This window comes from Mesorhizobium sp. M0563, from assembly GCF_040321065.1.
Taxonomy (GTDB): Bacteria; Pseudomonadota; Alphaproteobacteria; order Rhizobiales; family Rhizobiaceae; genus Mesorhizobium.
Map to the genome: position 1 here is coordinate 74,472 of NZ_JAMYQV010000003.1, position 25,795 is coordinate 100,266.

Sequence of the window (25,795 nt, forward strand, 5' to 3'; positions counted from 1 at the left end):
AAGTGCCGCGGCCAAAGGACAAGACAACAGGAAACGTAAGTCATGACGAACGCCACACATTTGCCCGCCGAGGGCCTCTTCGTAGGCCGCGCCCGGACGAGCGATGCTTCCCATCCGCTGGTGGTCACGGTGCGCGACGGCACGGTCTTCGACATCACGTCAAATGTGGCACCGACCGTACGCGACATTTGCGAATTGCCGGATCCGGCAGGACACGTCCGCTCGGCCAAGGGGCGGCCGATCGGCCCGCTCGAAGCCATTGCCGCCAACAGTTTCGAGACAGCGCGCGATCCGGGAACGCCGTACCTACTGTCCCCCGTCGACCTGCAGGCGATCAAGGCGTCTGGCGTTACCTTTGTCGTCAGCCTGCTCGAGCGCGTCATCGAGGAACAGGCGCGCGGCTCGGCGGAGAAGGCGGACGCCATTCGAGCCGACATCGCCGGGCTGATCGGCCACGATCTGTCGAAGCTCAAACCCGGCTCGCCGGAAGCGATGGAGATCAAGGCCAAGCTGATCGCGCGCGGCGCCTGGTCGCAATATCTGGAAGTCGGCATCGGGCCCGATGCCGAGATCTTCACCAAATGCCAGCCGATGGCCTCGGTCGGCTTCGGCGCCGATGTTGGCCTGCATCCGGTTTCGACATGGAACAATCCGGAGCCGGAGATCGCCATGATTGCCGCCAGCAGCGGCAGGATTGTCGGGGCGACGATCGGCAACGACGTCAATCTGCGCGACGTCGAGGGACGCTCGGCGCTCCTGCTCGGCAAAGCCAAGGACAACAACGCTTCGGCAGCACTTGGCCCCTTTATCCGGCTGTTCGACGAGACATTTTCCATCGGCGACGTGAAGAAGGCGGTCGTACGGCTGAAGGTCGAGGGCCAGGACGGGTTCTCGCTGGAGGGCGCCAGTTCGATGGCCGAGATCAGCCGTTCGCCGGAAGAGCTGGTCGCCGCCGCGATGGGGCCGCACCACCAATACCCGGACGGGCTCGCGCTCTATCTCGGCACGATGTTCGTGCCGTCGAAGGATCGCGGCGAAAAAGGCAAGGGTTTTACCCACAAGGTCGGCGACATCGTCACCATCTCGTCGGAGAAGTTCGGCGCCTTGGTCAACCGCGTGCGGCTGTCACCCGACTGCCCGCACTGGACCTATGGCGCCAGCCATCTGATGCGCGACCTCGCCAGAGCCGACCTGATCTGAATAGAGACGATCCAATTCGGCAGTAACCAGGCCGTGAACCGCCTCTATTTCGGGACGGGCAAGCAGGAGCCGCCGAGGATCAGATGGGTCGGAAAGGCGATGCGTTGCGCCGGCCGCTCGCGCTGGCCGCCGAGCCGCTCCAGCAGAAGCTGTGCCGCGGTGCGGCCGATCTCCTCGACGGCCCGGTCGATGAGCGTGATCGGGCCGGGATAAAGCAGCGCGACGTCCGACCTGTCGCAGCCGATCAGCGAGATATCGCCCGGGACCGAAACGCCTTGCTGCTGGATGGCGCGCAGCAAGCCGACCAGAATGCGGTTGCCGGCGGCGATGATGACGGTTGGACGCTCCTCCATCTGCAACAGGGCGGTGGCCTCGCGGAAACCGAAGTCCACCGAGAGGCTTTGCGAGCGGATCAGGTCCTGCGGCACCGGCAGGCCGCTGCGCTGGAACGCCTCGACGAAGCCGCGCACCCGTTCACGGCCCGGCCTGATGTCGCTGCCGGCCGTGATGATGGCAATGCGACGGTGCCCGAGTTCGATCAGATAGCTTGTCGCCTGCCGCAACCCGGTGGCGTGCTCGGTCAGCACCGCGTCGATCTCGAGCGGAATGTCGCGATCGAGCAGTACCGAAGGGATCCGTAACTCCTTTAAGCGCTTGATGGTGCGCGCATCCTGTTCGTTGTTGATGGTCATGATCATGCCGTCGGCCCGCCCATGCTGCAGCATGGTGGCGCGGCCGTTGGTGCTCATCAGGTAAAGCGAATAGCCGCGCTGGCGCATTTCCGCGTCCACCGCCTTGAAGCAACTGGCATGCCAGGGATTGGCAATGTCGTCGATGACGAAACCAACCGTCATGGTGTTTCGACGGCGCATGTTCTGGGCGCGCGAATCGGGCTGGAAGCCGAGCGACTGGATTGCCGCGCGTACCTTCCCCAACGTGTCCGGCCTGACAGTCTCAGGCGCGTTCAAGCTCCGTGAAACGGTTCCGACGGACACGCCGGAAACGCGCGCCACGTCGCGTATTGTCGCCGCCAGAATCCGGGTTTTCCATGTCGCGAAACTGAAAATCGAACGCGACATGATGAATGCTGGCGACTTCCGCGTCTCGCCGCTGGAAGTCGAGGCAGCGCTTGCGCCCTGCCCCGGCGTCGCCGAGATCGCCGTTGCCGAACACCGGGTGCGCGACGATGTCTCGGTCATCGCGGCCTATGTCGTGCGCAAGGCAGGCGTCAGCGTCAGCGCCGAAGATATCGTCGCCCTGGCGGGGCAAAGGCTCGCCGCCTACAAACGGCCGAAACAGGTGTTCTTCGTGCCGAGCCTGCCGCGCAGCGCCAACGGCAAATTGCTGCGCCGAAATCTCGCGCCGGACTGAAGTGGTTCAGGTCTTCTGCGTCGGCTTCTTTGCGGCTCCCCGACCCCCAGCGAAGCGGGCGAGCACCGCCTCGGTATCGGCGTCGAACGGACGGCCCTGATGACGCAGGCGGCCGGGTGTCTTCGACATGCCGGCAACGACATTCTGCATCACCACGCCGTCCACTTCGGCGATCATACCGCGGGCGCGGAAATGCTCGTCGTCAAAGATGTCCCTCATGTCGAGGACCTTGGCGATTGCCGCATCGACGCGGCGGAACTCGCGCAGCACCTCCTCGGATGGCCGGCCGGCGACCCAGGCGGCGACATAGGCCTCCAATGCCTCGCGGTTCTGGCTGCGGGCCTGGAAGCCGGCAAAGCGGGGATCGTCACCGTGACCGATCAAGGCCAGGACGCGGCGGGCGACGGAATCGGACGAGCTCGAAATCGCCACCCACACGCCATCGGCGCAGCGATAGGTGCCGCGCGGGACGGTGTAGGGGATGCCGGAGCCGAGCCGCGGCTGCAGATAGCCGAGATGGGCATAGGCGGACGGTAACGGCCCCATGATCTGGAACATCGAGTTGAGCAGATTGACGTCGACTGTCTGGCCTTCGCCTGTCCGCTCGGCATGACGCAGCGCCGCCAGCGCCGCAAAGGCGCCGACAAGGGCGGTGACTTCGTCGGTCATGGCGATCGGCGGCAGCAGCGGCGGGCCCCCGGCCTCGCCGAGGAGCCCGGAAAACCCACTCATCGCCTCGGCAATCGTGGCGAAGCCCGGATGCATGGCATAGGGACCATCCTGGCCGAAACCGGTGATGCGCAGGATCACCAGCCTGGGATTGCGGCGCAGCAGTTCGTCCGGCGCAAAACCCAGCGCCTCGAGCTTGCCCGGCCGCATGTTCTCGATCAGTACGTTGGCGTCGAGCAGCAGCGACCAGAGATTTTCCTTGCCGGTATCGGTCTTGAGGTCGAGCGCAATGACCTGCTTGTTTCGGTTGACCAGTTTCCAGAAATAGGAATCCGTTTCCCCCGGACCGGTCCACCCCATGCGGCGGGTCGGATCGCCACCCGGCCCCTCGACCTTGATGACCTCCGCGCCGAAATCAGCAAGATAACGGCCGGCACCCGGCCCGGCTACGACGGTGGCCAGCTCGATGACGCGGACGCCGTCGAGCGGCCCCGACGCTTCGGCCTTCGGCACGGTCTTGGTCGCTGGCGGAGCCGGCTTGTCCATCACGCGTCCTTCCCGGGGCGCAGCGGCAGCAGGACCGAGCGCGTGAATGTGCAGACTTTGAGCCGGTCCTGGTTGAACCCATCCGTGCGAACGGTCAAAACCCCCTCGCCCTGCCTGGAGGCGGATGGACGCTGCGCCAGTATTTCGGTCTCGCCATAGAGCGTATCGCCATGGAACAACGGAGCGAGATGGCGCAGCTCGCTAAGGCCGAGATTGGCGACCGCGCGTCCGGAAATGTCGGGTACGCTCATGCCGAGAAGCAGCGAGTAGACATAGGTGCCGACGACGACATTGCGGCCTTGCGCCATTTCGGTCTCGGCGAAATGGCGGTCGATGTGGAGCGGGCTGGCCGCCATGGTCAGCAGGCAAAAGAGGTGGTCATCGGCCTCGGTAACGGTCTTGCCCGGCCAGTGCTTGAACACGTCGCCGATCTCGTAGTCGTCGAGATACGAGCCAAACCTTTCGTCGCGGGCCGAATGAACCCTCGGCATGTCAGACCTCGAGCACCAGGGTCGGGGCGCCGGTCCTCACGTCATCGCCGACAGCGATCAATATCTCGATGACGGTTCCGGCGAAGGGTGCGGGAACCTCGACCTGGGTTTTGTCGGTCTCCACCGTGAACAGGGTTTGCCCCTCGGTGATCTTGGCACCGATGCTGGCCTGGATTTCGCTGATGACGACTTCATCGACGGCATCGCCGACCTTGGGCATCTTGAGTGTGGAACGCATCGTCAGTTCTCCGTCCGCAAGGCGAGGGTTGAAGGAAGTCCGCCGGCTGGCAGCCAGGCTTCGCGGCGGATGGGCGCTTGAAAACACCCACTTCTTCGTTGCCAGACGACAAGACCCCCGCCAAGATCGAGCGCAAAGACTTCGGTGAAATTCGAGGCGGCACGCGTTCTCATCACAGCGCCTTGCCCGTGGTGCCGTCGAAGAGATGCGCGCGGCTACCATCGATGACGAGTTCCAGCATCGTGTCGCGGCGCGGCACCTTGTCGGCGCTGACGCGAAGCACGATCAGGCGGGCATCCCGGCGCACCAGCTCGGCCGGATCGGCGGGAGTGCCGATCGAATAATCATCAGCGGTGCGGATGACGACCTGGGGATTGGCTGGAGCCACCGCGATGAAGGATTCAGGTTCGAGCTGTTCGACCAGCTCGACACGGGCGGCCAGACGGCTTGCTGCCCCCCCGCTGGCCGAAGCTTCGCCTGCAGGCCGCCATGACAGGTGCTCCGGCCGGAGGCCGACCAGCAATGTTCTGCCGGCCGGAAGGTCGTGGGCATCCGACTTCGGTGTCACAACCAGCCGACCGTCGCCGATGGACACGACCATCTTGCCGCGCCCGGCATCGACTACAGTTGCCTCAAGGAAATTCATCGCCGGGCTGCCGATGAAACCGGCAACGAAAATGTTGGACGGCGCGTGATAGAGCGCGTGCGGCGTGTCGTACTGCTGCAGCGCGCCGCGCGAAAAGACGGCGACGCGGCTGCCGAGCGTCATCGCTTCGACCTGGTCGTGGGTGACATGGATTGTGGTGACGCCGAGCCGCACATGCAGGCGGCTGAGCTCGGCGCGTAGCTGGACGCGCAATTTCGCGTCAAGATTGGAGAGCGGCTCGTCGAGCAAAAAGGCCTCCGGATCGCGCACAATGGCGCGGCCCATGGCGACACGCTGCCGCTGGCCGCCGGAGAGCTCGCGCGGCTTACGGTCAAGCAGATCGGCGAGGTCGAGAATTCGCGCCGCTTCGCTGACGCGGCGGTCGATCTCGGCCTTGGCAAATTTACGCAACTGCAGCGCGAAGGCGATGTTCTCGTGCACCGTCATTTGCGGGTAGAGCGCATAGTTCTGGAAGACCATGGCAATGTCGCGATCGCGCGGCGACACCTCGTTCATCACCTTGCCATTGATGCTGATCTTGCCGGTGGTGATGGATTCCAGCCCAGCGATCATGCGCAATAATGTCGACTTGCCGCAGCCGGACGGGCCGACGAAGACGACGAACTCGCCGTCCTCGACCTCAAGGTCGACGCTATGGACCGCCGAAACGGCGCCATAGAGCTTGCCGACCTTCTGCAGGCTGATCGATCCCATCAACACCCTTCCCTGCGCAACGGCCTGCAAGCAGCCAGGCGCGGGCGATGCAGGAGCGCATTTCGCACCGTTGGCGACTGCCGACAAAAGCGGTCCCGCACCAGAAATTGTGGCGCGAGACTAGGCAATTCGAGAATCTATGTCAATCGTTTGACCAGACCAGATCAATCGGTTGACCAAACCGCCTCGCGGGGCTATGGTTGCTCCGCTTTCCCGGGTCGGCCGGGGTCCTTGGGAGGGGATGGAATGCCTGGTCCTTCAACTATCGTCGATATCAGCGTCGCCGCCATACAGGGCCAATTGCCGGCGCCGGTGATCTTTGGCGACTGGGTGATGAAGCAAAGGGAATTTGTGGTCGTGCGGCTGCGCACGCAGTCCGGCCATGAGGGCTGGTCGTTCACGCTGACGCGGGATGGCGCCTGCGCCGAGCAGATCCGCAAGAGCATCGCCCCAGTTTATATCGGTACCGACGTTGGCGACCGCGTGAAGACCTTCAAGACAGCCAAGGGGCGCAGCTACGGTTCGCACAGCGCCGGTGTCGGCTTGCGCGCGCTGTCGCAGGTCGACCTCGCCGCATGGGACGCGGCAGCAAAGATAGCCGACAAGTCGATCGCCGAGTTCCTCGGCGGAACAACCGCGCCAATGCCGGCAACCGCGATCGTCGGCTACCCGCCGGCGCTGATGAACCCGCAGCAGATCGGCGAGCAGGTGAAAGGGCTCTATGCCGCGGGCTGGCGCCGGTTCAAGGCGCCAATGGGCGTCACGCTGGATGAATCCGAAGCGCGGCTGCGCGCCGCGCGCAGGAACGCGCCGGACGCCTGGCTCGGCACCGATCTGGTCTGGATGTTCTCGGACGTCGACGCGGCTGCCGCCTATGCCAACCGCCTCGCCGATCTCAATATGGGCTGCATCGAAGACATCTTCCCGCCGGGAAACGCCAGGAAGCTCGCCGAGCTGCGCAAACGCGTGCCAATGCCGATCTGGCAAGGCGACGAACAGGGCGGCTCTTACTATCCCGAAGCGCTGATCATGGCCGGCTCCGTCGACCGCGTGCGCGTCGACCTGACCTGCATGGGTGGGATTACCGGCGGCCGCGCCATTATCGACGAGTGCCTTGCCGCGGGCGTCGATTTCGGTCCGCACATGTTCGCGCATGTGCACAGCCAGGTGTTCAGCGCCTGGGGCTTTTCCGACAAGCCGGTCGAATGGGGCGTGCCGTGGAGCGGCGTCGACCCCTATGCGGACAGCCTGGTGCAACCGGAAATCATCAAGGGCGGGCTGATGAAGCCGCTTCCTGCCAAACCCGGCTTCGGCGACATGCTCAACCGGGAATGGGCGCTGAGCCAACCGCACCAGGATCCCGACCACATTCTCAACTGACCAAAGCCGCCGCGGAGCGGCCTAGACACGGGCATAGCGATGACCGACGACCAGACCGTTCCCGCCAATTATGCAGCGGGCCTCTTCGACCTCTCCGGCCGCGTCGCCGTCGTGACCGGCGGCGGCAGCGGGCTGGGTGCCGCGATCGCGATCGGCTACGCGCAATTGGGCGTCACCGTCATCGTTGCCGACATCAACATGGCCGGCGCCGAAGCGACGCGCGCAACGATCGCCGAACAGGGTGGCAAAGCCGAGGTCGCCAGCCTCGATGTCACCAAGCGCGACCAGTGCTTCGCCTTGGCCGAGGCGGTCAAGCGCGGTCACGGCCATGTCGACATACTGGTCAACAGCGCCGGCTCGGCCTTCCGCAGCCCGGCCGAGGAGTTCCCCGAGGACAAATTCAACTTCATCCTCGACCTCAACCTGAAGGGCACGTATTTCTGCTGCCAGGCCTTTGGCGGAGTGATGCTCGGCCAGAACAAGGGCTCGATCATCAACATCGCCTCGATCGGCTCGTTCAAAGCCTATCCCTGGGCGAGCGCCTATCTCGCGTCGAAGGGCGGCGTCCTGCAGGTCACCCGCGCACTGGCGCTCGAGTGGCGCGACCGCGGCGTCAGGGTCAACGGCATCGGGCCGACACTGATGGAATCGCCGCTGACCAGGGCGGCGGGAGCGACAAGCTCGATCACCGCCGATTTCATCAAGGCGCGTATGCCGCGGCCGCGACTCGGCTTGCCGCGCGAACTGATCGGCACGGCGGTGTTCCTCGCCAGCGACGCCTCGGAACTGGTCACCGGCCATGTCGTCATGTGCGACGACGGCTATCTGAACGCCTGACCAAAGGAGCGCAGACGGAATGGCCAGGATCACGAAAGCCCATCACACCGGCTTCACCGTGCGCTCGCTCGACCGCTCGATCGCGTTCTATCGCGACGTGCTCGGATTCGAGCTGGCGTTCCAATGGAACCCGCGTGCGCCCTATATCGGCGAATTGGTCGGCTATCCGGAAGTCGACCTGCACAGCGCCATCCTGCGCCTGCCCGGTACCGACGTCTGCCTCGAGCTTCTGGAATACCGCAATGTCGAGCAGATTCCCGTCGACATGCATAACGGCAATGTCGGCAATGGCCATATCGCCTTCAACGTCGATGACCTCATGTCGTTCTACGAAAAACTGACGGCGATGGGCGTCAAATCCGTGTCGCCGCCGGTGACACCGACGATCGGGCCGAACAAGGGCGGCAAGGCGGTTTACCTGATCGACCCGGACGGCTTCCGCGTCGAGCTCATCGAAAGTGCCCAAGCCTTCGGCAGCTACAAACCGGAATGACGCCAGTGCCGATAAAAATGTTTCCAAATCTTTTCCGCTGCGATGATTTCGCCGACGCTATCGACGATCCGAGCAGTGCATTGGGAGGTCTGAACCTTGGCTAAAATCTGGATACGGCAAGCGGTTCTGCGGGCGCTTGACGATGCAATGACGGATGACCCCAGCGTCATCGTCATGGGTGAAGACATCGCCGCCGCCGGCGGTCCGTTCAAGGTGACCGAGGGGCTGCTTGCCACGCACGGCCCCGAACGGGTGATCGACACACCGATTTCGGAAATGGCGTTCATGGGTGCCGCGGTCGGTGCTGCCGTCTGCGGCCTGAAGCCGGTGGTCGAGATGATGTTCATCGAATTCATCGGCGTCGCGCTCGACCAGTTGACGACGCAGGCGGCAACGATGCGCTATCTGTCGCGCGGCCGGCTGACGACGCCGCTCGTCGTGCGCGCGTCAGCCGGCGCCGGCCAGGGGTTTGGCTGCCAGCATTCGCAGATGCTCGACCACTGGTTCCGCGGCACGCCCGGCCTCAAGGTCGCGGTGACCAGCAATGCACGCACGACCTATGGCCTGCTGCGGTCGGCGATCGAAGATCCGGATCCGGTGGTGGTGCTCGAACCGCGTGTGCTTTACGCCGAGCGCGAGGAATACGAATTCGACCGCAACTACCGCATTCCGCTCGGCCAGGCCGAGATCGCGCGGCCCGGCACCGACGTGACGCTCGTCACCTGCGGCGCGATGCGGCGGGTGGCGCTCGCGGCAGCGGAAACCAGCCACGCCAATATCGAGGTCGTCGACCTTCTGACGCTGTGGCCATGGGACCGCCGGACCGTTGCCGAATCGGTTGTGCGCACAGGCCGCCTGGTGACGCTCGAAGAGGCGCCGGCCGGCAGCGGCTGGGGCGGCGATGTCGTCTCGTCGATCGCCATCGAAGCGTTCGGCCGGCTGAAGGCGCCGCCGCATCGTATCACGCTTCCCGAAGCGCCCGTACCTTATAGCGGCGCGCTCGAAGCCCGTTTCCTGCCGAGCCCGGCCTATGTGGCCGAACAGATCGCAACGCTTGTCTCGACCAACAAGCCACCCCTTCCGTGGTGGAGGAACGCAGCATGACGCTCTCCAATTCGAATGTGCCGATCGTGCGGCGCGAGGCCTTGAAGAACAGGCTGGAGCAGCTCACGCGCATGGTCGAGATTCGCGCGGTCGAGGAGCGCATCCAGAAACTCTTCGCCGAAGGGCACGTCCGCGGCAGCACGCATCTTGCCAGCGGACAGGAGGCCGTCTCGCTCGGCATCGCGCGCTCGATCGATCCCGACGACATCGTCACCTGCACCTATCGCGGCCATGGCCATGCATTGGCGCTCGGCGTGTCGCCAACGGCGGTCATCGGCGAGATCTGCGGCCGCGTCATCGGTTGCGCCGGTGGCCTCGGCGGTTCCATGCATCTGGTCGAGCCGGAGGTCGGGCTGCTGCCGACCGCCGCCATCGTCGGCGCCGGCCTGCCGATCGCCTGCGGCGCGGCGATGGCGGCTCGCGCCCGCGGCAAGGACCGCATCGCCGTATCCATTTTCGGCGACGGCTCGGCCAATATCGGCGCCTTCCACGAGTCGCTCAATTTCGCGGCGATCCGCAAGCTGCCGGTGGTCTTCGTCTGCGAGAACAATCTCTACGGCGAATACACCCGTATCCAGCTGTCGACGCCGGTCGAGGACATCGCCATACGTGCCGCGAGCTACAACATGCCGGGCGTCGTCGCCGACGGGCAGGATGTCGACAAGGTGGCGGAGGCGATGGCGACCGCCGTCGCCCGCGCCCGCCGCGGCGGAGGGCCGACACTGATCGAAATGAAGACCTATCGCTATTCCGGCCATTCACGTTCGGACCCGGCGACCTATCGGCCGGCCGGCGAGCTCGATGCCTGGCTGAAGCGTGACCCTATCGACATCCTGGCAGAGCGGCTGGCCGGCGAAAAAATATTGGCGCCGGGCGGTCTCGACCAGCTTAAGGCCGACATAAGCGATGCCGTGGAGCGGGCGACAATGGAGGTGCTGGACTCACCGGCGCCGGATCTCGGCGAAATCCTGTCGCATGTCGGCGCCCATTCGGCTGGAGGGGACCAGAGATGGAATTTCTGGTCGAAATAGAGGTCAATTTCCCGCCCGACGGCGACCCCCGGCAAAAGGCGGAGCTGATCGCGGCAGAAGGCCGTCGCGCCAAGGAATTGGCCGCGGCCGGCATCGTGCGCCGGCTGTGGCGTCAGCCGGGCCGATGGGCGAATTTCGGCATCTGGGAGGCGCCCGACGCGACCGCGCTGCATGAGGCGATCGCGTCGCTGCCGTTCTACCCCTGGCTGAAGGTGGTGGTGCGGCCGCTGGCAGCGCATCCTTCTGATCCGGGCCGAAGCTGACGAAGGATCAGCAGCGTGAGCACGTCTCCACCCGCAATAGGCATCGACGGTCCGTTCTACGAGGATCTCCGCATCGGCGACCGCTTCGACGGAGCGCCGGTGATGCGGCTGAGCGACGGCCTTGCCGCTGCCCACCATACAATCGTCGGCGGCAGGCTGAGGCTGGCCTTCGATGCGGCACTGTCGGCATCCGTGACCGGACTAAAGCAGCCTTTTGCCGCGCCGGCGCTGGTCTGGGACGTGGCGATCGGCCAGTCGACGCTGGTGACGCAGCGGGCGATCGCCAACCTCTTCTACCGCGGTCTGATCTTTCGCCGGGCGCCGGCGATCGGCGACAGTTTGAAGACCGTTACCACCATCATCGGGCTGCGGTCCGCCGCCGCCAGGCCGGGGCGTGCGTCGCGCGGCCTGGTCACCATGCGGATCGCCACCAGCGATCAGGAGGACCGACCGGTACTCGATTTCTGCCGGTGCGCGCTACTACCGGCCAGACAGGCAGGGGATGGTGCCGCGCAGGGCGAAACCGATCCGCCGCGATCCGAGTTCATGGGAGCGCCGGCGGCGATCGGCGGATGGAACCTCGACGCTTACCGCAAGGCGGTGCCTGGCCCGCATTTCAACGATCTCAGCGCCGGCACCATCCATCGCCTTGCCGGCGGCGATGTGGTGAGCAGCGCGCCGGAGCTGGCGCGGCTGACGATGAACCTGGCGACGATCCACCATGACCGCACCCAGACGGGGCAGCGCCTCGTCTATGGCGGCCATACGATCGGGCTGGCAGCGGCACAGTTGACCCGTGCACTGCCGTCGCTGGTAACCATTTTGGGCTGGCAGGACTGCGATCATCTGGGGCCGGTGCACGAGGGCGACACGCTGCACTCCGAAATCGGCATCGGGCACTGCGAGCCTCTGCCCGGCGGCGGTGGGCTGGTGCATTTGCGCTCACTGGTGCGGGCGACCGCTTCCGATGGCGGGATTTCCGACGTGCTCGACTGGCGATCAGTGGGGCTGTTCGCATGAGCGGCGGCATTCTCGCCGGCCTTAGCATCGTCGAGGGCTCGGCCTTCGTGGCGGCACCGCTTGGCGGCATGACGCTGGCACAATTGGGGGCCGACGTGATCCGCTACGACCAGATCGGCGGTGGGCTCGACCATGGCCGGTGGCCAGTGGCGGACAACGGCCAGAGCCTGTTCTGGGCCGGCATGAACAAGGGCAAGCGTTCGATCCAGATCAACCTGCAGTCGCCCGAAGGGCAGGACGTCGTGGCCAGTCTGATCGCGAGACCGGGGCCGGGCAACGGCATCTTCCTGACCAATTTTGCGGCGCGCGGCGCCCTCTCCTACGAGGCCCTGAAGCACCGGCGCAACGACGTCATCATGATCGCGCTGACCGGCAACAATGATGGAACCAGCGAGGTCGACTATACCGTCAACGCGGCAACCGGCTTTGCCGAAATCACCGGCGCGCGCGGCGCCACGGAGCCTACCAATAGCGTGCTGCCGGCCTGGGACATCGCGATGGGCGAGATGGCGGCGGTGGGCGTGCTTGCCGCCGACCGCCACCGCAGCCGCACCGGCAACGGGTCATTGGTGAAACTGGCGCTATCGGACGTAGCGCTGGCCATGACCGGCAATCTCGGTCGGCTGGCGCAGGCCGAACTTGGAGGCAGTGCCGAAAAGGACGGCAACTATCTCTATGGTGCGTTCGGGCGGGATTTCCTCACCGCCGACGACCGCCGCGTCATGGTGATGGCGCTGACCGGCCGGCAATGGGCCGTACTGCTGCAGGCGACCGGGCTGGACACGGCAAAGCTCGCGGCAACAAGCGGCGCCGACCTCGACAGCGAAGGCGGGCGTTATGCGGCGCGCGAGGCGATCGCCGCCCTACTGGCGCCGTGGTTTTCGGCACGGAGCTTCGCCGACGTGCGGCGCAGCTTCACGGCATCCGGCGTCTCGTGGGGGCCTTACCAGACATTCCGGCAATTGTTGGTCGAGGATCCGCGCTGCTCGACGGACAACCCGATGTTCGCAAAGGTCGATCACCCCGGTCTCGGATCGCTGCTGACGCCGACTTCGCCACTGGATTTCTCCTCGGTGGAACGGCTTCCTGCAGTCCGCGCGCCCGTACTTGGCGAGCACACCGACGAGATCCTGACCGAACTGGGGTTGAGCGACGGCGAGATCGGAAGCCTGCACGACCGCGGCATCGTCGCCGGTCCGGCGACGGCTTGAGCCGCGAAGGCTTTAGCGCAATTCCAGGAAAGGTGTGAAACGGTTTTCCGTCCGGAATTGCGTAGAAACAAAGAGATAGAGCGGTTCGGCGTTTCCGTGAAACGATGAACCGCTTTAGCGAGGCGGCGGCGCCACGGATTCGCGGTAAACCAGCTTCGGCGGGATATCGATGACGACATCCTGCGGTTCGCGCCCCTGGATCATGGCTTCGAGCTCGACGACGGCGCGCGCGCCCATTTCGGCGAGCGGGGTAATGATGGCGGTCAGCGGCGGCGCGGTAAAGATGGCGTCCTCGCCGTCGAGCGTGACCACCGAAAGATCGTCCGGCACGCGCACGCCGCGCACACGGGCCGCCGCCAGCGCACCGATGCCGACCAGCATGTTGAAGGCGAAGACGCCGGTCGGGCGTTGCGCCTCATCGAGCAGCCTGTGCAAGGCATCGTAGCCACCGCGGCGCGAGACCGGGCCGGCGATTTCGACGACGGCCGGCAGGCCGGCAGCCTGGCAGACTTCGACGAAGCCATGGCGCCGGCGTCGCGAGGTGTCGAGTTCGGGCAACGCGCCGATGAAGCCGAGGCGCCGATGGCCGGCCTCGATCAGGGTCTGCGCGGCAAGCCGTCCCGAAGCCTGGTCGTCGACGGTGACGCTGCGGCCGATGCTGGAACGGCGGTTGACGAAGACGTGCGGCACCGGATTGTTCTCGATGGCAGCGATCATCTCGCTGGTTTCGGCGCTGACGGCGATGATCAGCCCGTCGATGCGGCGTTCGCTGACCAACCGCATATAGGCGGCGGCGGAGGTGCGCTCGTCCGCAACCTCGGCAATGAGCATGACGTAGCCGGACCGTTCGGCCTGGCGCATCGCACCATGCACCGTCTCGGCATAGATTGGATTGGTGAGGTCGGGCAGCAGAATGCCGAGTGCGCCGGTGCGCTGGGTGCGCAGGTTGCGAGCAAGCGCATGTGGGCGATAGTTGACCCGGCTTGCCTCGTCGATGATTGCTTGGCGCGTCTGCGGCCGCACGCTGATGCCGCCGTCGTTGAGCACCTTGGAAACGGTGGAAACGTCGACGCCGACAGTGCGGGCAATGTCCTTCAGCGTGGCGCGCCCCGGCGGGCTGATTGGCTTCAAAGGCTTCAGCCCTTTCCGTACATGGCGAGCAGTTGCGCGTCGGGCGCATAGCGGTAGCAGCGCGAGGTCAAGCCGCCATCGACGGCCAGCGACTGGCCGGTGACGAACGAGGCCTCGGACGAAATCAGCCACGAGACGGCGGCCGCGATCTCCTCCGGCTCGCCGATGCGCTCGAGCGGATGCTGAATCGACATTTCCTTTTCAGCCACCGCGCTGTCGGGGCTGTCGCGGATCACGCGTTGCACCAGCGCCGTACGGACGGCGCCGGGCGCAACCGCATTGGCGCGGATGCCGATCGGCCCGTATTCGACCGCGATATAGCGGGTCAGCGCATCGATGCCGGCCTTGGCCACATCATAGGCCGCCCACATGTTGAAGGCCGAGCGGCCATGCACCGAGGAGACATTGACGATCGAACCGGTCGCCCGGTCTCGAACCCACGTCCGGATGGCTTCGGACGAGCCCCAGAAATGCGACATCAGGTTGACGGCGAACAAACGCTCGACCTCGGGCTCATTGGGTTCATGCAGATTGCCCATCAAGGCGATGCCGACATTGTTGACCCATCCGCGCAACGGCGCGAGTTGTTCCGCCGCCTCGCGGGCGGCTTTCAGCACCGAGCGGTCGGATGCGTCGCCGCACACCGCATGATGGCCGTTGCCAAGCGTCTTGCCAAGCGCCTCGGCTGCCGCCCGGTCAAGTTCGAGGCCGACGACATTCCAGCCGTCGGCGGCCAATCGGATCGCTATGGCGCGTCCTATGCCGTCGCCCGCACCTGTCACGACAACGCTTCCCAGGCTCATCGACGACCTCCCTGTCGGTTCGGGCTTCGGATGCGCTGGAAGGCCGCCATTCAGTCGCCTGGCACATTGTTGTTTGCCAGCGTGTAGAGGCCGTGCGCGACAGCTGTCAAGCGCCTGCGCCCGAGACAATTTTCACCCATAGAGCACGGCATCGATAACACGACGTGTTTGTTCAAGCAATCGTTTGAGCGATCATTAAGCAATCGATTGACTATTTAGATCGCCGGATGCAATCTGCCGTCCGGACCGATGCAGTCCCGTCGGCAGAACAAAGAAGAAACTGGGGAGTGAGACATGAGCGGAAAAGAGCAGACGGATCACCCGCGGCCCGGCGAAAACGCCGCCGTGGATACAGGCGGCCTGACGCGCCGCGACCTGATGCAGCGCGCCGGCATGCTGGGCCTGGCAACGGCGTTTGGAGGACTTGGCGGCACCGTGCCGCTCTACGCCGCCGGTTTCGACATGAAGAAGTTCGCCGGCACCAAAATCAACATCCTGATGACCGGCGATGAGAACGACCATCGCGCGCTCGCCGACATGATGCCGAAATTCGTCGAGGAGACCGGCATGGAACTGGAGATCACCTCGCCGGCACTCGGCGCGCTGATCGAAAAGACATTGCAGAACCTCAAGGCAGACAAATCCTCGTTCGAATTGATCGAGTATCTTGGGTTCCTGACGACCCAGCAGGTCGGCGGCGGCTATTACGAGCAGCTCAACGCCTATATCGACGATCCCGCAAAAACGCCGCCGGACTGGGATTTCGCCGATCTCATCCCGGCGGCGATGAAGAATGTCGGCATTTTCGACATGGCCTCCGGCACGGTTGGCAAAGGCAAGGACGTCTACGGCATACCCGGCCTGCATTCCGGGTCGGTCATCTATTTCTATCGCAAGGACCTGTTCGACGCGGCAGGCCTGCAGCCGGCCAAGACCTGGGACGAGTTCAAGGCTGCCGCCGAGAAGCTCAACACCGACGACGTGGCCGGTTGCTCCTTCATCGGCGCCAACGATTTCTCGCTCGCCGCGGTCGACTGGTACACTCGCTTCATCACCACTGGCGGCGTGCTGATGACCGGCAGCGCCAAGGAGAAGAATTTTAAGCCGCAGGTCAATTCCAAGGAAGGCATCGGCGCCTTGCAGATGCTGATCGACCTGCTGCCCTATGCGCCGAAGAATGTGACCAAATACGGCTTTGCCGAAAACGTCGACGGCTTCTCCACCGGCAAGATCGCGCAGATGATCTTCTGGTCTACAATTGCCGGGCCGATCCTGAACAGCGAGAATTCCATGGTCGCCGAGACCACCGCGACCACCCCGGTTCCTTCCGGCGACGGCAAGTCGCCGCGGGCAATCCAAGGCGGCTGGGGGGTCGGCATCCCGAAGAATATCGACCCGGCGAAGAAGGACGCCGCCTGGCTGGCGCTGACCTGGATCACCAGCAAGGCGGTGAACCGCTATTCCATCGAGAAATACAACATCGATGCGAACCGCACCTCGGCTTTCACAGATCCCGAGCTGGTGGCGAAGTTCCCCTACCTCAAGGACGCGCTGACGGCGATCGAGACGGCCGACACCATACCGACGTCGCTGATCCCGGAATTCTTTCAACTCAACGATGTCATGAACGTCGAGTTCAACGCGGCGCTGATCGGCACGCAAGATGCCAAGACTGCCTGTGAAAAAGTGCAGACCCAGTGGGAGGCGATCTTGCGGAAGGCAGGCCACCTTGCCTGATCGGTGCCCGCGCGGATCGCTGTGGATGTGATTTTCGATGAGCCTTGCGACAACCGCCGCCACCCAGACGAAATTCGTCTTCGGCACACGTGACGAGCCGGGGAGAGCCGTGTGGCTGCTCCTCGGCCCGTGCCTGCTTTACCTGATCGTCTTCAGCATTTATCCGCTGTTCCACAGCCTGCGCCTGTCGCTTACAGATTTGACCGCCGCGACCGGCACCGGCAATTTCGTCGGCCTCGCCAATTACCGTGCCCTGCTGGTCGATCCGCTGTTTTGGAACGCCGCCATGAACAGCGCCATCATGGTGTTTTTCTCGGTTTCCATCCAGGTCGTGCTCGGCGTCGCACTGGCGATGTTCTTCAACCTGCAGCTGAAGGGCGCCTGGATCGTGCGCGGCATCCTGTTGCTGCCGATGCTGATGACGCCGATCATCGTCGGGGTGATGTGGCGCGCCCTGCTCAATCCGGACTGGGGGCTGGTCAACTGGGCGATAAAGCAGATCGGACTGACGCCACCCGACTGGCTGGGCTCGGTCGGCATGTCGATGGTGACGGTGATCCTCGTCGACTGCTGGCAATGGACGCCATTCGTCTTCATCATCGTCTTTGCGCGCCTGCAGGCGCTGTCGCAGGATGTCTTCGAAGCCGCCCAGGTCGACGGCGCCGGCCCATTCGTCACCTTCCGGCGCATCACGCTGCCGATGCTGACGCCGGCCATCGTCTTCGCCGCCGTGTTCCGCGCCGTCGATGCTTTCCGTTCGTTCGACCTGATCTACGGGCTGAGCTATGGCGGGCCAGCGCGCAGCACGACGACGCTGTCCTTTTTCTCGTTCCAGAACGGCTTCCAGTTCCAGAATTACGGCTATGCCGCGGCGGTCGCCTACATGATGCTTTTGATCCTCGCCGTCGGCACGACAGTGATGCTCAGATACGTCCAGATCCGGCCCGGGAACTCGCGATGAAGATCCGCCCGGGCCGGGTCATCGCCTACCTCTTCCTCATCGTGCTCGGCATCTTCGGCGCCGCGCCCTTCCTCTATCTGGCGGTGCTGTCGACCAAGAAGCGCATCGAGATCCTGGCGCAGGTGCCACCGACGCTCAACCTCAACTGGACGCAGATCGTCAAGAACTACAATGAGGTGCTGTTCAGCCAGGGGATGCTGGCCTTCACCCTCAACTCCATCATCGTGGTCGGCATCGCAACCGCAGCCGCGATTCTGATCGGCACGCCGGCGGCCTATGCGTTTTCAAGGCTGCGCTTCAAGCATAGCGAGCAGCTGGCAAGCACCATCCTGTCGATGCGCTTCATGCCGCCGATCGCTGTCGCCATTCCGCTGTTTCTGATGGTCAAGACGGCCGGCCTGCAGGACAGTTATCCGGGCCTGGTCCTGCCCTATATCGCCTTTTCGCTGCCGCTCGTGGTGTGGATCATGATCGGCTTCTTCGACGAAATCCCGAGCGAGATCGATGAAGCGGCGATGATCGACGGCTGCACGCGCGTCGGTGTGCTGTGGCACGTCATGCTGCCGATCGTGCGGCCGGGCCTGGTGACGGCAGCGCTGTTCGGCGCGCTGTTCATCTGGAACGAGTTCCTGGTCGCACTCTACGTCATCGACAGCCGTGCCTTCCAGACCATATCGCTGGGTGCCGCGACCCTGGTCAGCGCGCAGCGACCGATCGACTGGAACATCGCCGCGACGGTCGGCGTCGTCACCGTCATCCCGATCCTCCTCTTCTCGCTTTTCGTCCAGCGCTACATCGTGCGCGGACTAACCGCAGGGGCCGTGAAATGAAGAACGATCTTTCGCCGGAACTGGTGACGGACAATCTCGGATGGCCGGAAGGGCCGACCGTGATGCCGGACGGCAGCCTGGTCTTCGTCGAAAGCTACCGCAGCCAGCTGACCATTGTCGGCAAGGACGACAAGGCAAGGCAATTCGCCTATGTCACCGGCGCGCCGAACTCCTGCGTGCTTGGCTCCGACGGCGCGCTCTATGTCTGCCAGAACGGCGGCACCGTCGGTCCGTGGCGCGCGCCTGAGATGACCGTGCCATCGATCCAGCGGGTGCGGCCGGGCGCCGGGCCGGAAATTCTGGTGACCGAGGTCGAGGGCGTCAAACTCAATGGCCCGAACGATCTGGTCTTTGCGCCGGATGGTACGCTGGTCTGGACCGACCCCGGCACCTATAATCCCGCCAGTCCCGACCCGAGCTACATTTTTGCGCTGGCGCCGGACGGCAAGGCGACAATCAAGGTGGCCTTCCCAGAACCGGTGTTTCCGAACGGCATCGTCGTCGAGGCCGACGGCTCGATCGTCTGGGACGAATCTTACACCGGCGGTGTCAGGCGACTGAAGGGCGACGGCAGCATCGAGGATCTCGGCCGCATGCCGGGGGATAACCCGATCCTCGACGGCATGACGATCGCCGCCGACGGTTCGCTGCTGGTCACGGATCTGGTCGGCGGCGGCATCCATGTCGTCGCCCGCGACGGCGCCATCAAGGGCTTCATCAAGTGCGGCGGCGCGCCGACCAATCTCGCCTTCGATGGCGAGACGCTGTGGGTGACCGACGCCAGCGTGCTGGCATCGAGCGACAAACCGTCCTATGCCGGGCGCCTGTGGCGGCTGAAAGTGCCGGGCGGCGGCGCCCCGACCTACAAAGGCACGATCAAAATGGCAACGAAGGCCGGCGCATGAGCCCGCGCGAACCGTTTCCCGGACTTTCCTATCAAGGCAAGGTCGCCTTCATCACCGGCGGCGGCTCGGGCATAGGCCGCGAGACGGCGCTGACACTGGCCGATCTCGGCGCCGATGTCGCGATCCTCGACTGGACCGCGGGCGCTGCTGCAGACACCGCCAGGCAGGTCAAGCACATCGGTCGGAAAGCGATCGCCTTCGAAGGCGATGCCGGTCATGAGAAGACCGTCGCCGATGCCTTTGCGGCGACGCGCAAGCAGCTTGGCGAAATCGATGTCGCCGTGGCCTGTGCCGGCGTGCTCGGCGCCGGCGGGCCGGTGTTCGAGACCTCGGTCGAGGATTTCGAGCAGGTGATGGGCGTCAACGTGCGAGGCTCATTCCTGGTGGTGCGCGAGGCGGCCAAGGGCATGCGCAAGCAAAAGAGCGGCGCCATCGTGCTGCTCTCCAGCCTCGATGGGCTGCAGGCCGAGCACGGCATGTTCTCCTACTGCGTGTCGAAGGGAGCGCTGCTCAACCTTGCCCGCGCGGCGGCGCTCGACCTGGCGCGGGACCGGGTCACGGTCAATTGCGTCTGCCCGAGCGTGACCCATACGCCGCTGCTGGCCGGACGGCTGGCAGCGCTGCCGAATGGTGACGAGATCCTCGCCTCCTACGCCGAGCGGCATCCGCTCGGCCGGGTGCTGACACCGCGTGACATCGCAGCGGCGATTGCGTTCGTCGCCTCGCCCATAGCCAATGGCATTACAGGCGCTGCCATTCCGGTCGATGCAGGCATCGGTGCCACATGGGACAATTTTCGCGACCCGGCCTGGATCAAGGGCTGATCTTGACATCCGGAATCTGAGGTCTTCGGTATCAAACAGGCCCGCAGCGCCCACGACAAGGGACGTCATGGTCGTTTGGAGTAGATGGGCGCCGGGAGCAATCCGGCCGACGCAGTCCAGGAATCGCCTGCCTGAAAAATATCACGCAAACTGATGCAATCTGATGGTAGGGCTGATGGCGCCTGCGGATGCGCCAACTACCACTGGCAGATGAAGGCTTGCCATCGATCGAAAAAGGGGATGCTCTGATGCACCCAGGTCGACGCTGGCAGAATACGATCGCGATTTTTGCCGCGCACGGTTTTTCGCCGCGATCGTCGTGGGAGGAGGAGTTCGGTTCAAATGGGAGGAAATCAAATGCTGACGAGGCTAAGACTGCTTGTACTTGGCTTGGTGGTGGCGCTGGCCATTCCGGCCGCGGCACAGGCCAAGACATTCTACTGGATTTCGCATGGCGGCCCGGCCGATCCGGTCTGGACCTACTTCCTTGCCGGCGCCAAGCAATGGGCGACGGACACCGGCAATACCGTCAACACCTCGTTCCACAATGGTGACGTGGCGTCGCAGCAGGAAGCCGTTCGCGCCGCAATCGCCGCCAAGGCCGACGGCATCACCACCACCAGCCCCGATCCGGGCAGCCTTGTCGAGATCGTCAAGGAAGCGCGGGCGGCGAACATCCCGATCATCAACTTCAACACGCCCGACCCGAAGGCGGATTTCAACGCCTATGTCGGCGGCGACAACGTCACCTTCGGCAAGCATTGGGCGCAGTATCTGGTCGACAAGGGCCTGGTGAAGAAGGGCGACTTCGTCTGGATGCCGGTCGAAATTCCCGGCGCCACCTATGGCGTCCAGGAAGAGGAAGGCATCAAGAGCGTCTTCGAGCCGCTCGGCATCACTTATGAAATCACCGAAGCGACGCTCGACCAGGCCGAAGTGATCAACCGCATGGTCGATTACCTCACCGCCAACAGGGCCAAGGTCAAGGCGGTCATCGGTCTCGGCGACCTTGTCACCGGTTCGATCAAGCGAGTGTTCGACCAGGTCGGCGTCAAGCCGGGCGAAATCCCGGTTGTCGGCTGGGGCAACTCGCTCGATACCACCCAGGAAGTGCTGAACGGCTACGTCAATGCCGGCCAGTGGCAGGATCCGCAGGCGACCAGCTACGTCGCGCTCTCGCTCGCCAACATGGCGGCGAGCGGCATTCCGCCCGGCTTCGACGTGATCACCGGCGCGCTGTACGAGAAGGACACCGCGGCAGTCTACGACAAGATCCTGTCCGGCAAATAAATCCGCGATCGAGTTGGTCACGGCCGCTCCGGCGGCCGTGACTGTCTCATCATTCCGCCGAAGCCGGTTGCCGTCTCGGCCAGTTCCAATCCTATCGCGGGTCCAAGGTGGAAAATCGTTCCCTTATCCAACGCTCGATCGCGCGGCCAGAGTTCGGGCCTTTCGTGCTGCTTGTCGTCGAGATTGCCGTGTTCTGGGGCATCAATCACGACTTCCTGTCGCCGCAGAACATCTCGAACACGCTGGCCTTCACGGTCGAACTCGGGCTGATCGCGCTGGCGATGACACTGCTGATGACATCGGGCGAATTCGACCTCTCGGTCGGCTCGGTGTTCGGCTTCTCGCCGGTCCTGATGTGGACGCTGTTCAACAGCGGTCTCACCTCGCTCGAAGCCGCCTTCGCCGTTGCCCTGGTGGTTGCCGCCTTCATCGGGCTGGTCAATGGCTGGTTCGTGACGCAGCTCAAGATCCCGTCCTTCCTGGTGACGCTGGGCATGCTGCTGGTGGTGCGCGGCACCGCTTTGTTCGTCACCAACGGGTTTCCGCAGCGGACCTGGAGCGCCGAGGGGAGCTGGCTGGCGGAAGCCCTGGTCGGCGATTTCTTCATCGGGCCGTTCCGTATCTATATGTCGCTGTTCTGGTTCATCGCGGCCGCCGTCGCGCTCGGCTACGTGCTGACGCAGAGCCGGATCGGCAACTGGATCCAGGCGGCCGGCGGCAACCCGAGTGCCGCAAGGGCGCGCGGCGTCAATGTCAGCGGCGTCAAGATCGGCCTGTTCATCCTGTCGTCGATCCTGGCCTCGCTTGCCGGCGTCATCAGCTCGCTGCGCACCTCGGCGGCCAACCCCAACAGCGGCACCGGCTACGAGCTCGAAGTCATCGCCATGGTGGTGATCGGCGGTACGGCGCTGACCGGCGGGCGCGGCACCATCATCGGCACAGTGCTCGGTATCCTGATCCTGCGCGTGATGCGCAACGGCATCGTGCTGATCGGTGTGCCGGGCCTTGCCTACAACATCTTCATCGGCGCTATCATCCTCGGCATGATGGCGCTCCACTCCTGGCTGGAACGCCGGCATCAGGCAGGGACTTGAGACGATGGTCGAGCCGCTGATCCGCATGACGAACATCCGCAAGTCCTATGGCCGCGTTCAGGCGCTGGTTGATGCCAATTTCCATGTCAACGAAAGGGAGATCGTCGGACTGCTCGGCGACAATGGCGCCGGCAAGTCGACGCTGATCAAGGTGCTGTCGGGCGCGGTCCCGCTGACCAGCGGCGACATCTTCATCCGCGGCAAGAGGGTAAATTTGCGCAGCACCAGCGACGCCATCGCCCACGGCATCGAGACGATCTACCAGGACTCGGCGCTGGTGACGCAACTGTCGATCGCCCGCAACCTGTTCCTTGGACGCGAGCCGATCAAGCCGCCGCGTTTCCTCAACCGCATGGACCAGGAGGCGATGAACGTGGTTGCCCGCGACCTGCTCAAGCAGGTCGGCATCTCGAAGAACATTCCGCCGACGACGCCGATCGGCTCGCTCTCCGGCGGCGAGCGGCAGGCGGTGGCGATTGCACGCGCCATGCATTTCGACAGCGACCTCATCATCCTCGACGAGCCGACCAACAATCTCGGCGTCGCCGAAACGCAAGGCGTTCTAAGCTTCGTGCGCAGCGCCCGCGATTCCGGCCATTCCTGCATCTTCATCGCCCACAACATCCACCACGTCTTCCAGGTGGTCGACCGCATCGTCGTCATGCGCCGCGGCAAGGTGGTCGCCGACGATATCGACCCGAAGAAGACCAGCGTCGCCGAAGTCGAACGCGTCATCACCGGCATGTCGGACAAGGAGATCCACGACGCGCTGGTCGAGCGCACAAAGCGGCACGACTGACCGCCGGCTGACCGCCGAGGCACTGGATCGCATCGCCACATGGTTGCGAGATGAAAGCCACCGTTTCGGATATTGCCAGGAGCTGCGGCCTGTCGACCGCGACGGTCGACCGTGTGCTCAACAACCGGCCGGGGGCGAGTGCCGCCAACCGGCAGCGCGTGATGGAGGCAGCCAAGCAGCTCGGCTATCTGCCGGTTGTCGACCAGGTCGCGTTGCCCTCACGGCCGGCACATCTCGAATTCTTCCTGCCGATCGGCAGCAATGCCTTCATGGCCGATCTGGCCAGGCACATCGAGGATTATGCGGCGCGCCTGCCGCTGGTCGCCTCCTGCCGCATCCACAAGCTCGCCGGGATCTCGCCGAGCGCCTTACAAGGGGCCGTCGAAAACCTCTCGCTCAAGGCGAACGGTCTCGGCGTCATCGCCATCGATCATCCGAGAACGCGCAACATCTTGCGCGAGATCGTCGAGGCCGGCATCCGCCTGGTCACGCTGGTGTCCGACGTTCCCGGCGCGCCCCGCTCGGCCTATGTCGGCATCGACAACCGGGTGGCCGGCCGTACCGCGGCGCTGCTGATGGGACGGTTCCTCGGCGGCCGCCAAGGCCATCTGGCGATGGTGGTCGGCTCACGTTCCTATCGCGGCCACGAGGAACGTGAAATGGGCTTTCGCTCGGTGCTCGGCGAGGAGTTCCCCAATCTGACCGTCACCAGTGCCGTCGAGATCAACGACGAGCCGGAGGTCAGTTATACCGCGACCATGAAGGCGCTGCACAACCAGCCGGAGCTGCTCGGCATCTACTGTATCGGCGCCGGGCGCTCGGGCGTGGCAAAAGCATTGCTCGAAGCCAGGCCGCAGAAGAAGCCGGTGTTCATCTGCCATGACCTGACGCGCGAAACGCGCGGCTATCTTGTCGACGATCTGCTCGACGTCGTCATCGACCAGAATGCGCGGCTGATCGCGGAACAGTCGGTCATTCGCCTGCTCGGCTCGATTGCCTCGTCGGCGCCCTATCTGACGCGGAAATTCATCGAGCCGCGCCTGATCTTCAAGGAAAATGTCCCGGTGCAGTGATGCCGCGCGAGGGCGATGTTCGCTCGGCCTCGATCGTTAAAATTCGGCTGATACCGCAAATCTGCACATCAGCTATGCAACTTTTGTGGTTGCCGAATCATTGGGCAATCGATACTTTCGGAGGTGTCGGCCATCTACTCCTCCCAGATGCGATGCCGACGCTGAGTGCGGTACACCTCCTCCCGTGCCGTATTCGAAATCGAGCCCGCTGCCACCTCCTCCCGGCAGCGGGCTTTTTTCGTTCCAGCTCCGAGGTATCGGCCAAGGCTGGGGCCATCACCGGGACGAGTATCGATCCGCGAATCGATGGGCCTTCGCTGAGATCGCCACGGCTTTTCCGGGCGGAATCCTGTCACACTTGTCACTCTCACCAATTCGCTGCCGGCCCTATCTTGCCTCACAACCAACAAGCAATACGCCGCGCAAGGAATGGCGCGGCGGCAGACGGAGAAGTGTGGTGACGACACATCCGAATGGGACGAAAGAGCGCTCGGCGGCGCGGCTCGTAACCAACGAGCTGTCAATGGTTTCGCCGCTTGCGAGACTATCTGGCCCTGAAAGAAGTGATCAGGCCTTCCGCCATGCGGACGAACTGCGCGCTCGGGCCCTCGGCGCCAACGCTTTGCAGGCTGACACGGGCGCCCTCGAGCAGAAGCGACAGCGTGTCGGCGAGAAGTTCGGCCTGGCCGATGCCTGCATCGCGACACAGGGAGACCAGCCGCTCGCGCTGCGCTTCCTTGAGTTCCTTGATCACTTGCCTTGCCGGATGATCGGTCTCGCTCAGCTCGATGGCGGCGTTGGCCATGTCGCAACCGCGACGATCCGACATCAGGCAATCGGCCGCCATCCGGACCCAGGCGTGCAGCTGCGCCAGTTTGTCGCCCGGATTCTCGGCCTCGAACTTTTCCCACATCGCGTTGGCGCTGCAGGCGGTCGCCCGCAGACATTCGATGATCAGGTCGTCCTTGGACTCGAAATGCCGGTAGAGCGTCATCTTGTTGGTACCGGCGGCCTCGGTGATGGCGTCGATGCCGACGCCGCGAATGCCATGCTTGTGAAACATGTCCCGTGCCGTCTCCAGGATCCTGTCCCGGGGGCGAACACGCTCCACAACACCGTCTGTCATCAAAACCT

Annotated in this window: 27 protein-coding genes and 1 pseudogene; 19 read left to right on the forward strand and 9 right to left on the reverse strand. The window is 64.3% G+C overall.

From position 1 onward, the window contains the following. Positions 1-42 precede the first annotated feature (42 nt). Positions 43-1,200, forward strand: coding sequence for a fumarylacetoacetate hydrolase family protein (locus NKI50_RS05700; protein WP_352715753.1), 1,158 nt, complete (start codon positions 43-45; stop codon positions 1,198-1,200). A 44-nt stretch (positions 1,201-1,244) separates the two neighbouring features. On the opposite strand, the gene NKI50_RS05705 is transcribed toward NKI50_RS05700, so the two are convergent. After that, positions 1,245-2,054 (reverse strand): substrate-binding domain-containing protein, encoded by an 810-nt coding sequence (locus NKI50_RS05705; RefSeq protein ID WP_352716025.1) that lies wholly within the window; start codon positions 2,052-2,054, stop codon positions 1,245-1,247. 93 nt (positions 2,055-2,147) lie between these two features. Next, positions 2,148-2,399 (reverse strand): annotated as a pseudogene (locus NKI50_RS05710) (LacI family DNA-binding transcriptional regulator); the annotation flags it as partial. Between NKI50_RS05710 and NKI50_RS05715 the strand changes: the two are divergent. Further along, positions 2,281-2,571, forward strand: coding sequence for an AMP-binding enzyme (locus NKI50_RS05715; protein ID WP_352515654.1), 291 nt, complete (start codon positions 2,281-2,283; stop codon positions 2,569-2,571). The pseudogene NKI50_RS05710 and the gene NKI50_RS05715 sit on opposite strands and share 119 nt — an antisense overlap. A 6-nt stretch (positions 2,572-2,577) precedes the next feature. Here NKI50_RS05715 and NKI50_RS05720 read toward each other — a convergent pair whose 3' ends face one another. The 4 genes from NKI50_RS05720 to NKI50_RS05735 form a co-directional block, all read right to left on the reverse strand. After that, entirely contained in the window at positions 2,578-3,786 is a 1,209-nt protein-coding gene (locus tag NKI50_RS05720) for a CaiB/BaiF CoA transferase family protein (protein WP_352484086.1), read from the reverse strand. Then, on the reverse strand, positions 3,786-4,277 hold the full coding sequence (locus NKI50_RS05725; RefSeq protein ID WP_023716825.1) for a MaoC family dehydratase: 492 nt from the start codon (positions 4,275-4,277) through the stop codon (positions 3,786-3,788). The genes NKI50_RS05720 and NKI50_RS05725 overlap by 1 nt, the downstream gene beginning before the upstream one ends. Position 4,278: 1 nt before the next feature. Further along, positions 4,279-4,515 (reverse strand): biotin/lipoyl-containing protein, encoded by a 237-nt coding sequence (locus NKI50_RS05730; RefSeq protein WP_023716824.1) that lies wholly within the window; start codon positions 4,513-4,515, stop codon positions 4,279-4,281. A 172-nt stretch (positions 4,516-4,687) separates the two neighbouring features. Continuing rightward, complete coding sequence (locus NKI50_RS05735; protein WP_352715756.1) at positions 4,688-5,875, reverse strand: ABC transporter ATP-binding protein; 1,188 nt, start codon at positions 5,873-5,875, stop codon at positions 4,688-4,690. A 246-nt stretch (positions 5,876-6,121) separates the two neighbouring features. Here NKI50_RS05735 and NKI50_RS05740 point away from each other — a divergent pair, with 246 nt between their 5' ends. From NKI50_RS05740 to NKI50_RS05775, 8 genes are all read left to right on the forward strand, one after another. After that, positions 6,122-7,255 (forward strand): enolase C-terminal domain-like protein, encoded by a 1,134-nt coding sequence (locus NKI50_RS05740; RefSeq protein WP_352715759.1) that lies wholly within the window; start codon positions 6,122-6,124, stop codon positions 7,253-7,255. Between the two features lie 39 nt (positions 7,256-7,294). Then, positions 7,295-8,092 (forward strand): SDR family NAD(P)-dependent oxidoreductase, encoded by a 798-nt coding sequence (locus NKI50_RS05745; RefSeq protein WP_352494009.1) that lies wholly within the window; start codon positions 7,295-7,297, stop codon positions 8,090-8,092. A gap of 19 nt (positions 8,093-8,111) precedes the next feature. Further along, positions 8,112-8,585 (forward strand): VOC family protein, encoded by a 474-nt coding sequence (locus NKI50_RS05750; RefSeq protein WP_352588929.1) that lies wholly within the window; start codon positions 8,112-8,114, stop codon positions 8,583-8,585. A gap of 96 nt (positions 8,586-8,681) precedes the next feature. Further along, entirely contained in the window at positions 8,682-9,689 is a 1,008-nt protein-coding gene (locus tag NKI50_RS05755) for an alpha-ketoacid dehydrogenase subunit beta (RefSeq protein ID WP_352715762.1), read from the forward strand. Continuing rightward, on the forward strand, positions 9,686-10,720 hold the full coding sequence (locus NKI50_RS05760; protein ID WP_352715765.1) for a thiamine pyrophosphate-dependent dehydrogenase E1 component subunit alpha: 1,035 nt from the start codon (positions 9,686-9,688) through the stop codon (positions 10,718-10,720). Before NKI50_RS05755 ends, NKI50_RS05760 begins: the two co-directional genes overlap by 4 nt. Next, positions 10,699-10,983: a muconolactone Delta-isomerase family protein gene (locus tag NKI50_RS05765; protein ID WP_023716817.1), complete on the forward strand. Its 285-nt coding sequence runs from the start codon at positions 10,699-10,701 to the stop codon at positions 10,981-10,983. Before NKI50_RS05760 ends, NKI50_RS05765 begins: the two co-directional genes overlap by 22 nt. 15 nt (positions 10,984-10,998) lie before the next feature. Further along, positions 10,999-12,003, forward strand: a complete 1,005-nt coding sequence (locus tag NKI50_RS05770; protein ID WP_023716816.1) for a MaoC family dehydratase — start codon at positions 10,999-11,001, stop codon at positions 12,001-12,003. Then, positions 12,000-13,214, forward strand: a complete 1,215-nt coding sequence (locus NKI50_RS05775) for a CoA transferase (RefSeq protein ID WP_031193340.1) — start codon at positions 12,000-12,002, stop codon at positions 13,212-13,214. Before NKI50_RS05770 ends, NKI50_RS05775 begins: the two co-directional genes overlap by 4 nt. 114 nt (positions 13,215-13,328) lie before the next feature. On the opposite strand, the gene NKI50_RS05780 is transcribed toward NKI50_RS05775, so the two are convergent. Next, positions 13,329-14,345, reverse strand: coding sequence for a LacI family DNA-binding transcriptional regulator (locus NKI50_RS05780; RefSeq protein WP_352484090.1), 1,017 nt, complete (start codon positions 14,343-14,345; stop codon positions 13,329-13,331). A gap of 5 nt (positions 14,346-14,350) precedes the next feature. After that, positions 14,351-15,148, reverse strand: coding sequence for an SDR family NAD(P)-dependent oxidoreductase (locus NKI50_RS05785; protein ID WP_023716813.1), 798 nt, complete (start codon positions 15,146-15,148; stop codon positions 14,351-14,353). A 294-nt stretch (positions 15,149-15,442) separates the two neighbouring features. On the opposite strand from NKI50_RS05785, the gene NKI50_RS05790 reads away from it, so the two are divergent. From NKI50_RS05790 to NKI50_RS05830, 9 genes are all read left to right on the forward strand, one after another. Further along, positions 15,443-16,885 (forward strand): extracellular solute-binding protein, encoded by a 1,443-nt coding sequence (locus tag NKI50_RS05790; RefSeq protein WP_023716812.1) that lies wholly within the window; start codon positions 15,443-15,445, stop codon positions 16,883-16,885. Between the two features lie 37 nt (positions 16,886-16,922). Beyond that, positions 16,923-17,846 carry a carbohydrate ABC transporter permease gene (locus NKI50_RS05795; RefSeq protein ID WP_352484091.1) on the forward strand — a complete coding sequence of 308 codons (924 nt, stop codon included), beginning with the start codon at positions 16,923-16,925 and terminating at the stop codon, positions 17,844-17,846. Beyond that, entirely contained in the window at positions 17,843-18,676 is an 834-nt protein-coding gene (locus tag NKI50_RS05800; RefSeq protein ID WP_023716810.1) for a carbohydrate ABC transporter permease, read from the forward strand. Before NKI50_RS05795 ends, NKI50_RS05800 begins: the two co-directional genes overlap by 4 nt. Then, the gene (locus NKI50_RS05805) at positions 18,673-19,581 is read left to right on the forward strand and encodes an SMP-30/gluconolactonase/LRE family protein (protein WP_352715770.1); all 909 of its coding nucleotides are present in this window, start codon (positions 18,673-18,675) and stop codon (positions 19,579-19,581) included. The genes NKI50_RS05800 and NKI50_RS05805 overlap by 4 nt, the downstream gene beginning before the upstream one ends. After that, complete coding sequence (locus NKI50_RS05810; protein WP_352484093.1) at positions 19,578-20,405, forward strand: SDR family NAD(P)-dependent oxidoreductase; 828 nt, start codon at positions 19,578-19,580, stop codon at positions 20,403-20,405. Before NKI50_RS05805 ends, NKI50_RS05810 begins: the two co-directional genes overlap by 4 nt. A gap of 357 nt (positions 20,406-20,762) precedes the next feature. Beyond that, complete coding sequence (locus tag NKI50_RS05815; RefSeq protein ID WP_023716807.1) at positions 20,763-21,695, forward strand: substrate-binding domain-containing protein; 933 nt, start codon at positions 20,763-20,765, stop codon at positions 21,693-21,695. A 107-nt stretch (positions 21,696-21,802) separates the two neighbouring features. Then, positions 21,803-22,789, forward strand: a complete 987-nt coding sequence (locus tag NKI50_RS05820) for an ABC transporter permease (protein WP_352493998.1) — start codon at positions 21,803-21,805, stop codon at positions 22,787-22,789. A 4-nt stretch (positions 22,790-22,793) separates the two neighbouring features. After that, positions 22,794-23,588 carry an ATP-binding cassette domain-containing protein gene (locus NKI50_RS05825; RefSeq protein ID WP_023716805.1) on the forward strand — a complete coding sequence of 265 codons (795 nt, stop codon included), beginning with the start codon at positions 22,794-22,796 and terminating at the stop codon, positions 23,586-23,588. A 50-nt stretch (positions 23,589-23,638) separates the two neighbouring features. Continuing rightward, complete coding sequence (locus tag NKI50_RS05830; protein ID WP_352715773.1) at positions 23,639-24,661, forward strand: LacI family DNA-binding transcriptional regulator; 1,023 nt, start codon at positions 23,639-23,641, stop codon at positions 24,659-24,661. 544 nt (positions 24,662-25,205) lie between these two features. On the opposite strand, the gene NKI50_RS05835 is transcribed toward NKI50_RS05830, so the two are convergent. Next, a complete protein-coding gene (locus NKI50_RS05835) occupies positions 25,206-25,787 on the reverse strand; it encodes a TetR/AcrR family transcriptional regulator (RefSeq protein WP_023716803.1) in 582 nt (193 codons plus the stop codon). Between the last annotated feature and the right edge of the window lie 8 nt (positions 25,788-25,795).